Source organism: Bradyrhizobium sp. NBAIM08, from assembly GCF_020193935.1.
Classification (GTDB): Bacteria; Pseudomonadota; Alphaproteobacteria; order Rhizobiales; family Xanthobacteraceae; genus Bradyrhizobium; species Bradyrhizobium yuanmingense.
In genome coordinates, this window is sequence record NZ_JADYVR010000023.1 from 43,116 (window position 1) to 51,688 (window position 8,573).

Here is an 8,573-nt window from a genome sequence, read left to right on the forward strand (position 1 = left end):
TGATGCTGTTGGAGCGGGCCGTTCCACCACATCAAGTTTTATCCAGTCCTGAGTTCGCCCCGGCTGTTGGATTTAGCCGAATGGGCGGTGGTAGCGACGGGAGCTGGTGCGGAGCCATCGGCATAGCGCAGCGCCAGATCCCGTCGCGGGTTGCAGGTGAAGGCAAACTCCGATGGTGTTTTCCATCCGAGTTGCGAGTGAGGTCGCGTATCGTTGTAGTCGGCCCGCCAATGTCCGAGTTCGACGCGGGCCTGGGCCAGCGACGTGAACAGCGTCTCGTTCAACAATTCGTCTCGGAGACGGCCATTGAAGCTTTCGATGAAGGCATTCTGCGTCGGCTTGCCGGGCGCGATGTAATGCCAGGCGACGCGGCTCTGATCGGCCCATGTCAGGATGGCGTTGCTGGTCAATTCGGTGCCGTTGTCGCTGACCACCATTTTGGGCTTGCCGCGCTCGATGATCAGCCGGTCCAGCTCCCGCGCCACCCGGGAGCCCGACAGCGAGGTATCGGCCACCAACGCCAGGCATTCGCGCGTGCACTCGTCGACCACGGTCAGGATGCGGAAGCGGCGGCCATCGGTGAGCTGGTCCGAGACGAAGTCGAGCGACCAGCGGTCATTCGGCGCTATCGGCACCACCATCGGCGCTCGGGTCCCGATCGCCCGCTTGCGGCCGCCACGGCGACGAACCGCGAGCCTCTCTTCCCGGTAGAGCCGGAACAGTTTCTTGTGGTTGACCAGATAGCCCTCCCGCCTGAGCAGAACATGCAGGCGCCGATAGCCGAAGCGACGGCGCTCCTGGGCGAGCGCCCTCATGCGTTGGCGCAGGGCGGCATCATCCGCCCGGGACGTCTGGTATCTGATGGTCATGCGGCAACAGCCGATGGCTTTACACGCCCGCCGTTCGCTCATCCCGTGGGCATCCATGAGATGGGCGACAGCTTTCCGCTTCCCCGCGGGCGTCACCACTTCTTTCCCAGGAGGTCCTTTAACGCAGCATTGTCCAGCATGGCGTCGGCCAAAAGCCGCTTCAGACGCGTGTTCTCATCCTCCAGCGTCCTCAGCCGCTTGGCCTCCGATACCTCCATCCCGCCAAACTTGGCTTTCCATTTGTAGATGCTGGCATCGCTGACGCCGTCCGGCACAGATCGGCAACCGACACGCCAGCTTCGTGCTCCTTCAAAATCCCGATGATCTGCTTCTGTATTCGGTCTGCTTCTGTCAATCCCTTAAGAGCGCGTGCCGCGGGTACCTTGCTTCTGTTCGTGGTCGGCAAAGCCGCCACACGATGGGGTTCGGTTGAATGGTCGGTTCAAGCTCTTCGGCGTAGTCAGCCGCCTGGAGGGCGGACGCCACGACAGATCATACGAACTCGACCATCCCCACGCCCCGCGACGGGCGTCTCTTGGGATGGCGACGGCGTCCTTACGCCACCGCCGTCCATCGGAATTCGGTTCCATCAATCCACATTCGGTGAAGGACGACAGCCATCTTTCTGGCCAGCGCGACCTTCGCACGCTTGCTTCCTTGCCGGTGGGCAACACGCACCGCCCAAGCCTTCATCGGAGACCATCGGGTTGATGGCCTGAGAACAACGTTGGCAGCTTCGAACAGGGCTGTGCGCGTCTCTCCATCTCCGACTTTTGTGATCCGTCCCACCCGATCAACCTCGCCAGATTGGTATCGCCGGGGCGTTAACCCGAGATAGGCACCGACGGATTGAGAATGCAGGAATCGCCTCGGATCGTCCACAGTGGAGCGGAAGGTCAACGCAGAGACCGCGCCGATCCCCGGCATTGTCATCAAGAGCCGACAAGCCGGGTCACTGCGCACGGCCTTCAGAACCAGACGATGCAGTCGGCCGTACTCCCGCATCAGCGCTTCGCGTCCGGCAAGCAGCGGATTCATGATCGCCTCCAGCAAGTCGTCATCGCCGACCAACTCACGAACTCGCGTCGCGAACAGACTCCGCGAGACGACTCCTACTTTGAGACCGAGCGGACGCAGAAGTCCGCGGATGACTTGCTCTGCGGCAGCGATGGAGCGGATGATATGCTTGCGAGCCGCGGCCAGCGTCCGGGCCCTTTGACTGCCGATGCTCTTGACGTGAACAGGCTTGAACCATCCCGTTCTCACCACCTGCGCGATCCCACGGGCGTCATTCCGATCGGTCTTCACCGGCATGGCCGAAAGTGCCGCCTTAACCTGGCGGGCTTCCAAACTGACGGCCGGCAGCCCCAGTTCGATTAGATTTGCGGTCAGCCATTCTGACGTCGGTCCTGCCTCAAGGCCCACCCGTTGAACTTGACCAGCCCATGGTTCGAGGTACTGCACAATCGATGGCGCATCCGCCAAGATGGTTCCCTCCCGGATAAGCTTTCCGGTCTCGTCCACCGCACATACCGCAACGGAATTCAGCGAAACATCGAGGCCGACGTAGATCATGACTTTTCTCCTTCGGATGGAGTTGGTCCATGATCGTCAGCCAAAACGTGCCGCGCAGCAAATAGGTCAGACGATCGGGACCGAATACCCCATCTCTTCCGTAAAGCGGCTGCCTCGGGCGTATTCCCGTTCGTGAAGTACCAGTCGGACACGCGAGCGGCCATGTCGCGGGCGGCGCGCGAAGAGCCGCCCTGGAAGATCTCGGGCAGCGGATCGAGCGGTTTCGGCTTCAGCGAGTACTCGTTGAACCGATAGAAGTCCCCCTTGAGTGTGAAGCTCTCTTCCCTCCAAATCCCGCGCAGAGCATTGATGAACTCCTCCGAACGCCGGTAGCGCTCATCGTGATCGAGCCAGGCTCTCCGATTGCGTGGAATTCACCGCGGAACCAACCGGACACAATATTCACCGCAACGCGCGCGTTGGTAAGCTGGCCGATTGTCGCGATCTGCTTCGCCGCTACGGCGGGATTCCATGGCCCGGGAAGGAGAGCGGCGATCATCTTGAGCTTTTCAGTCGCAGCCAGCAGCGCATGCGAGAAGCTGACCGGCTCGTGCTGCTTGTCGGCTCCTAACCCGCCGTGAATCGGATCTGACTGAGTGCGTAGTCGAAGCCCGCCTTTTCGGCGATCTGAGCAAGCTTCCGGTTGTAGTCGATGTCCCAGCTGGTACGCTGCTCGATCGAAGAAATCACGAGCCCGCCGGATACGTTCGGCACCCAGTAGGCGAATTTGATCGGTTCGTTGTTTACAGACTAGTGGTTTGTCCCTTGAGAATGACACTTACTGCGAGGTAGGCGCGGCCTGAGCGCGCAGCACCATGCGACCACGCCGATCACGACGAACGGGCGCGACACTGCTGTTCAGCCAGCGTTTGCGTTATTGATTTCGAGGAGCTGGAGCGATCTCAGGCCAGATCGTCTCTATGAATTAAGACGCCGCTCAGGAACAACACGAACACAACTGGTCGACGAGCTTGCTCGGAATCGAATGCGTAACGTTGTCGAAGACGTAGTTGCGCATTGTCCGCGCTCCTGAGTGGGACCATCGCCTGATGATCAATCCTCTCAGAGATTGTTCGACCATGCGAGTCCAAGACGAACTATTTTTCGCCACGCGGGGAAAATCAGCTTCCTTTTGTTTAGCGGCGAACGCATCGTTTGTTGCTGTGTGGGTGCAAGCTGATCATTTCCTCGCCGCGCAGAAGGTCATTCAAATCGCCACGGCCGTACGGCGGCATCGGACCATCTGCACCAAATACTGCGGCTTCGGCCGCTGACTGGAATATTCCAATCGCATTCGCCGGCATCTGAGATCACTTGCTCTGCCGAAGAGATCGGAGACATCGAATTCGCATGGTCGGACCGGCTATTGCCGTCCAACATGCAAGCACGCTCGGCACTGGACGCAATCAAACGAACGCCCCAACGGATTCAGCGCAGAATAGGCGGGGTCGAGCGAACGGCAACAAGAGCCTGGACGGCCCGCCCGTTCATCCAACGCCGTCCTTGGCTGACCTAACGACGTTCGCTCCAGCCGAATTGCCTTCCCTGTCGCTCGAAGGCGTAGATCGGATTGATACCGCAATAGGCATATGTGCCAGAGGCGGTAGCCATGCACTGGCTATAGGTTGAGAACTGGCAGTTGCCCGGATATCCCCAGGCTCGGCCCTGCAAGCAATAAACGTCTTGCCGGGCCGGTGGGGTGTACGAATGAACCCGTGAAGCGGCGGTCGAGCCTGATCCAAAGCCGACGAGGATAGGAAGTGTTAGCACTCCGATAGCGAGAACGTAGCGCATGAGATCTCTTGCCTCCGTTAATTCGCTGAAGGATAGAGGATCCGAATAAAGCGGTTTGATCTTAATCAATGGCGGATGGTGGGTCCAGTCGGACTATCGTCAGCAAGACCATCACCCGTGGACAGAGACCCGAGCGGGATACTTGAGCAGGACGTTGGATATAAGGGTGGGGAGCAATGAGAGGGTTGGAGCGGATTATTCGACCCGTCCTCGGTCCTGGGCTAACCCGCCGGCATTTCGAAGCAGCCTTCCAGCGACACCGCCCGGCGAAACGCATCTTTTAACCGCGACTTGGCGCCTTCGCGCAGCAGAACACTCGTACAGCAGTCAAATCTAGGATCGTTTCATTCGCTCTGAGGCGTGTTGCCGGGCACCTATCCTCGACGATCGAAGGCCACAATTGCCTCGCCTCGACTGTTGCGCGGGCACTGCGTCACAAGGACACGACTTCTTTTTCATAGATGATTGTTAAATACTGTGCAGGCATCCATAGATTGCACCAAATTTATTCGCGAGGCTCCAATTCCCTTCGCATATTCTGGTTTAGGAGTGTCGGACCATGTTTGTGAGCATCACCACAGACCAAAGATCCCGCATCAATTCGCTCAGTGAGCTCGGCATATCGAGCGGGTCAAATCCGATCGTCAGCTTGAGCGAATTCACTTACAAGAAAGGTAAGACGATCTACATCGAGAGTGACCCAGCCGAGTACGTCTATCAGGTCAGAAAAGGCGCGGTACGGACTTGCAAGTTACTCCCCGATGGACGCCGTCAGATCGGCGCATTTCATTTGCCAGGTGATATTTTTGGACTCGAGAACGGCGTAGCCCACCGATTCACGGCGGAAGCAATCATCCAAACCACTGTTCGCCTGATCAGGCGGCAACATCTTGAGACGGTGGCCGAGACTGACGCGGTTGTCTGGCGCACTTTGCTCAGCCTGACTACGAATAACTTGCAGCACGCCGAAAACCACATGCTGCTGCTTGGACGCAAAACCGCTCTGGAGCGCGTTGCCGCGTTCTTGCACGAAATGGATGAACGGCTCACGGCTGCTGACGTTATCTCGCTGCCAATGTCTCGGCGTGATATCGCGGATTACCTTGGCCTGACCATCGAGACCGTTTCGCGTGCAGTATCGCAATTGCACAGTGATGGCGTCCTCGATTTCATCGGCAATACTCAACGCGAGATCGTGATTCTGGACCGGCAGCGGCTCGCGAGCGTTGACCTGCAAAGCTAAATCGCGGACGGCGTAAGACCCTTCGGTCGAGGCCAGGATCGCTCGCGCAGCAACTACCGGCTTTCAGACATAAATTGGTCCGCATCTCTGAGGCGCACCAGTCAGCTTTCGAGCACTATTTCCTGAACGCTACGATGTGCCTTCGCACGGTGCCGGTAAGCACCGCCGGATCATACAGACAGTTGAGCCAACCGGTCAGCATTTTGGCAACCCGTCCTTTGGAATAGACGCTCAGCCGTTCTCCAGTTCTACATCGCTGATATGGGGCCCACGTGGTGAATGGTCATTGTTCTGCTTCTCTCCGCGCAACTCAGTAGACCGAAAATCCACGCTCACGAAGAATATTCCCGTGTCGTTGGAGAGCCAGACTGTATTTCTGCGGGATCCAAGACATTCGTTCGAGGCGGCGCGCCATTCAAGGAAAAAAATCAGCTGCGCGAAATGGGTCATCGCAGAGTCGGGGCGGCGAACGCATGACGTGGATACGATCAATGCGTAAAACTGAATGCATTCCATTCGAGAAGCGATTCGCTCCGGCCTGTGCTTGAGGGGATCGCCGCGGGGGCGGTGGAGCGCGAGCGAAACCGCGTTGTCCCGTTCGAAGCGATAAAGCTGCTCAAAGCGGCGGGGTTTGGAGCCTTGCGGGTTCCGGTCAAGTTCGGTGGTCTCGGCGCATCGCTTCGTCAGACCTTCGATCTGCTCGTTGCACTTGCGCCTACGGACTCCAAGGCGCAGAGGACACACTTCGACCTGCTCGAGGACTTACGCCTGAACAAGGATGAGGCCACCAAGCGCGGTGGCTCAGAGCCATCGCGAATAGTGCGATAATCGGAGTCGCGATAACAGAGTTGGGCGTCGGCGCCGGCGATCGCTACCAGCCGGCGGTGACGTCGGACCAAGCCGGATTACAGCTCAATGGCAACAAAACATTGCACGACTGGCACCCTGTACGCCGATCACGTGATCGTAGCGGCTGACCAGAGCGGCAAGCGGATCGACGTACCTCTCGATACCGGCCAGCCCCGCGTTAAGCATTCACGATGACTGGGATGGCTTCGGGCATTTTTACCCCCCCCCACCCGTTCAACGGTTCGATCCGCTTCTTAAAGTTGCGGATATTGGCGATCGTATCTTTGCTCTCGCTATCGACATTGAAACGGCCGCGAAGATTGTCTAACTGCGCGTCCAAATAAATCGAGAGGACATCCGCGATAGCGATATCGTCTATGTGGAGGATTCTTCGCTTTGGCGTGTGTTTAGAGCTGATGTAATCTCCTAGCTTTTCCTCCGCGGCCGCAATCTCATCTGCAGCGCAGCCTGTGCTGACATCCCGGCCGTTGTCTCTGATGATCCAGATTGCCCGGTGAGTGATTTATGCGCTCTTGTTTCGGCGGGCAGCCTTGAGCTGAAGTCGGGCGCCCTTGCTTCTTCGCGGCATAGCTCTCTCATCCGTCCGATATGAGCCAGCGTTGTAAATTCCTTGCCCGCAATCTTCTCGATAACCAGTCGATTACGGTCGCGCTCACGACGCAAACCCGCGACGGTCATTCCTCCCAAAGGAAATGCGACCTTCACAGCATCGGCAAGGCGAAGTGGAGTATCAGGTGTAATTTCAGGTTGCGTTCGACGCGGCATCGACGCCACAGCGGGGCTGTTAAAAACCGAACTAAGATGTCAGCGCCTTATTGAAAGTAAACCTTTCCTTCCTTCGATCGTAGGATTGGCAGTTTCATCGCAAAATTGACGAGACACAGCATAACTTGAAGGAGGGACTGACCGTCACTCGGCTTCCTGACTCTGCTTGCTGCTGGCAGTTCCGCCGCACTCGATATCGATCGTGCCATTCTGGATGAGTGGAATACGTGGAAGAGTAAGCGGGCGCCTTTATCTGAAGGCCTGGAGTTCTGAGATCAGCTTTCAGCCGATCGACGACGTGTGCGCACAGGTCCAGGGAAAAACCAACGAGCAGCGGCGGATCTCGAGACGAAGCTTCGAACCCTCAGCTTTCGGAGAAAGTTTTCTCGGTCTATTCAACAGTCCCGATCAAGGCTGTTGAAATGGCTCGAGCCAGAACTCGGCGGTTTTCTGGATTGCTCACCATTGTCGCGTGGTTGCCTGGAACCGGTACGGCACGAATAGCCCCAGCATCCACGACCCGGTCCCAGCCCTGGTTTGGCAAGTCGCTACTGGGTCGTTTGTCAAATGGTACCCAACGACTGACGAGAGGCTCACTCGCATAGAACTGATGTATTTCAATCGCGAGCGACGGAACGCGATACGATTGTAGCGCGCGGTGAAATGTCGCGGCCCTTTGATACATTGAAACGTCACTGCGAAGATCGTGATCTGGAGCTAACGCTCCTATTTGCTGCGCCTTTTCAAGCAACTCAGAGATGGAACATGGTTCGGTGTCGCGTTCCAGAACCTCGTGATACTCATCGCGCAAGATTCCACAACGATCCAAAACAAATTCTCGCGCCAAATTCTTCAGTGATCCGTTTGAAGAAGCCGCGGGTAGACTGACATCGATGAACGCCATGAATGACACAACTTCATCAACACTCAGTAACTGCTCGGCAATTGCATAAGCCAGGATTGCACCTGATGAGTATCCAGCAAAACGGTATGGGCCACGGGGCTGGATCTGTTTAATCGCAAGAATCACCTCCACGGCCATCGTCTCAAGAGTCGGTGGACGAACGTCATCCAAAGGGGGCCATGGCAGAGCGTAGACCGAGCAGTCTGCATCCATTTCCGCTGCCAAACCGAGGACATACGAACAATCCCCAAAACCTGTGGGGACAAAGAAGAGAGGTGGCTGCAATCCGGTCGCTCGAACGGGAATCACCGCCGTGTTACTGGGCTGCACCTGCAAACGAATCTTCGATGCAAGCTCCTTTAGAACAGGGGCTCGGAAGAGGTCGGTGGCGCTAAAACTCAGCCCAAGATTTAATGCTTGACTGAGCATCTGCACGGCCAAAAGCGAGTGGCCGCCCAGTTCGAAGAAGTGGTCGTTGCGCCCGATGCGCTCGACACCAAGGAGCTCGGCCCAGATCTGCGCCAGCGCCGTCTCGACCGCACCTTGCGGCGAC

At 57.6% G+C, this 8,573-nt stretch carries 6 protein-coding genes and 2 pseudogenes; 2 read left to right on the forward strand and 6 right to left on the reverse strand.

Annotated features, from left to right (window positions below; genetic code table 11):
* Positions 1 to 38: 38 nt before the first annotated feature.
* The 3 genes and pseudogenes from I6F37_RS37015 to I6F37_RS37025 all read right to left on the reverse strand — a co-directional run.
* Positions 39 to 1,224 (reverse strand): annotated as a pseudogene (locus tag I6F37_RS37015) (IS3 family transposase).
* 200 nt (positions 1,225 to 1,424) lie between these two features.
* Positions 1,425 to 2,444, reverse strand: coding sequence for an IS110 family transposase (locus I6F37_RS37020; RefSeq protein WP_225131109.1), 1,020 nt, complete (start codon positions 2,442 to 2,444; stop codon positions 1,425 to 1,427).
* 113 nt (positions 2,445 to 2,557) lie between these two features.
* A pseudogene (locus tag I6F37_RS37025) lies at positions 2,558 to 3,176 on the reverse strand (LLM class flavin-dependent oxidoreductase); the annotation flags it as partial.
* 317 nt (positions 3,177 to 3,493) lie between these two features.
* Here I6F37_RS37025 and I6F37_RS37030 point away from each other — a divergent pair.
* Positions 3,494 to 3,718 carry a hypothetical protein gene (locus I6F37_RS37030; RefSeq protein WP_225131111.1) on the forward strand — a complete coding sequence of 75 codons (225 nt, stop codon included), beginning with the start codon at positions 3,494 to 3,496 and terminating at the stop codon, positions 3,716 to 3,718.
* Positions 3,719 to 3,956: 238 nt separating this feature from the next.
* Here I6F37_RS37030 and I6F37_RS37035 read toward each other — a convergent pair whose 3' ends face one another.
* Positions 3,957 to 4,238 carry a DUF3551 domain-containing protein gene (locus I6F37_RS37035; protein WP_128947516.1) on the reverse strand — a complete coding sequence of 94 codons (282 nt, stop codon included), beginning with the start codon at positions 4,236 to 4,238 and terminating at the stop codon, positions 3,957 to 3,959.
* Positions 4,239 to 4,797: 559 nt separating this feature from the next.
* On the opposite strand from I6F37_RS37035, the gene I6F37_RS37040 reads away from it, so the two are divergent.
* Positions 4,798 to 5,481, forward strand: a complete 684-nt coding sequence (locus I6F37_RS37040) for a helix-turn-helix domain-containing protein (protein WP_225131113.1) — start codon at positions 4,798 to 4,800, stop codon at positions 5,479 to 5,481.
* Positions 5,482 to 5,712: 231 nt separating this feature from the next.
* On the opposite strand, the gene I6F37_RS37045 is transcribed toward I6F37_RS37040, so the two are convergent.
* The gene (locus I6F37_RS37045; RefSeq protein WP_225131115.1) at positions 5,713 to 6,225 is read right to left on the reverse strand and encodes a hypothetical protein; all 513 of its coding nucleotides are present in this window, start codon (positions 6,223 to 6,225) and stop codon (positions 5,713 to 5,715) included.
* Between the two features lie 1,282 nt (positions 6,226 to 7,507).
* A partial coding sequence (locus I6F37_RS37055; protein WP_225145759.1) for a thioesterase domain-containing protein occupies positions 7,508 to 8,573 on the reverse strand: 1,066 nt, incomplete at its 5' end.

Coding starts and splice junctions, on each gene's coding strand:
- I6F37_RS37020 (WP_225131109.1), bottom strand. CDS start 2,444: ATGATCTACGTCGGCCTCGATGTTTCGCTGAATTCCGTTGCGGTATGT.
- I6F37_RS37030 (WP_225131111.1), top strand. CDS start 3,494: ATGATCAATCCTCTCAGAGATTGTTCGACCATGCGAGTCCAAGACGAA.
- I6F37_RS37035 (WP_128947516.1), bottom strand. CDS start 4,238: ATGCGCTACGTTCTCGCTATCGGAGTGCTAACACTTCCTATCCTCGTC.
- I6F37_RS37040 (WP_225131113.1), top strand. CDS start 4,798: ATGTTTGTGAGCATCACCACAGACCAAAGATCCCGCATCAATTCGCTC.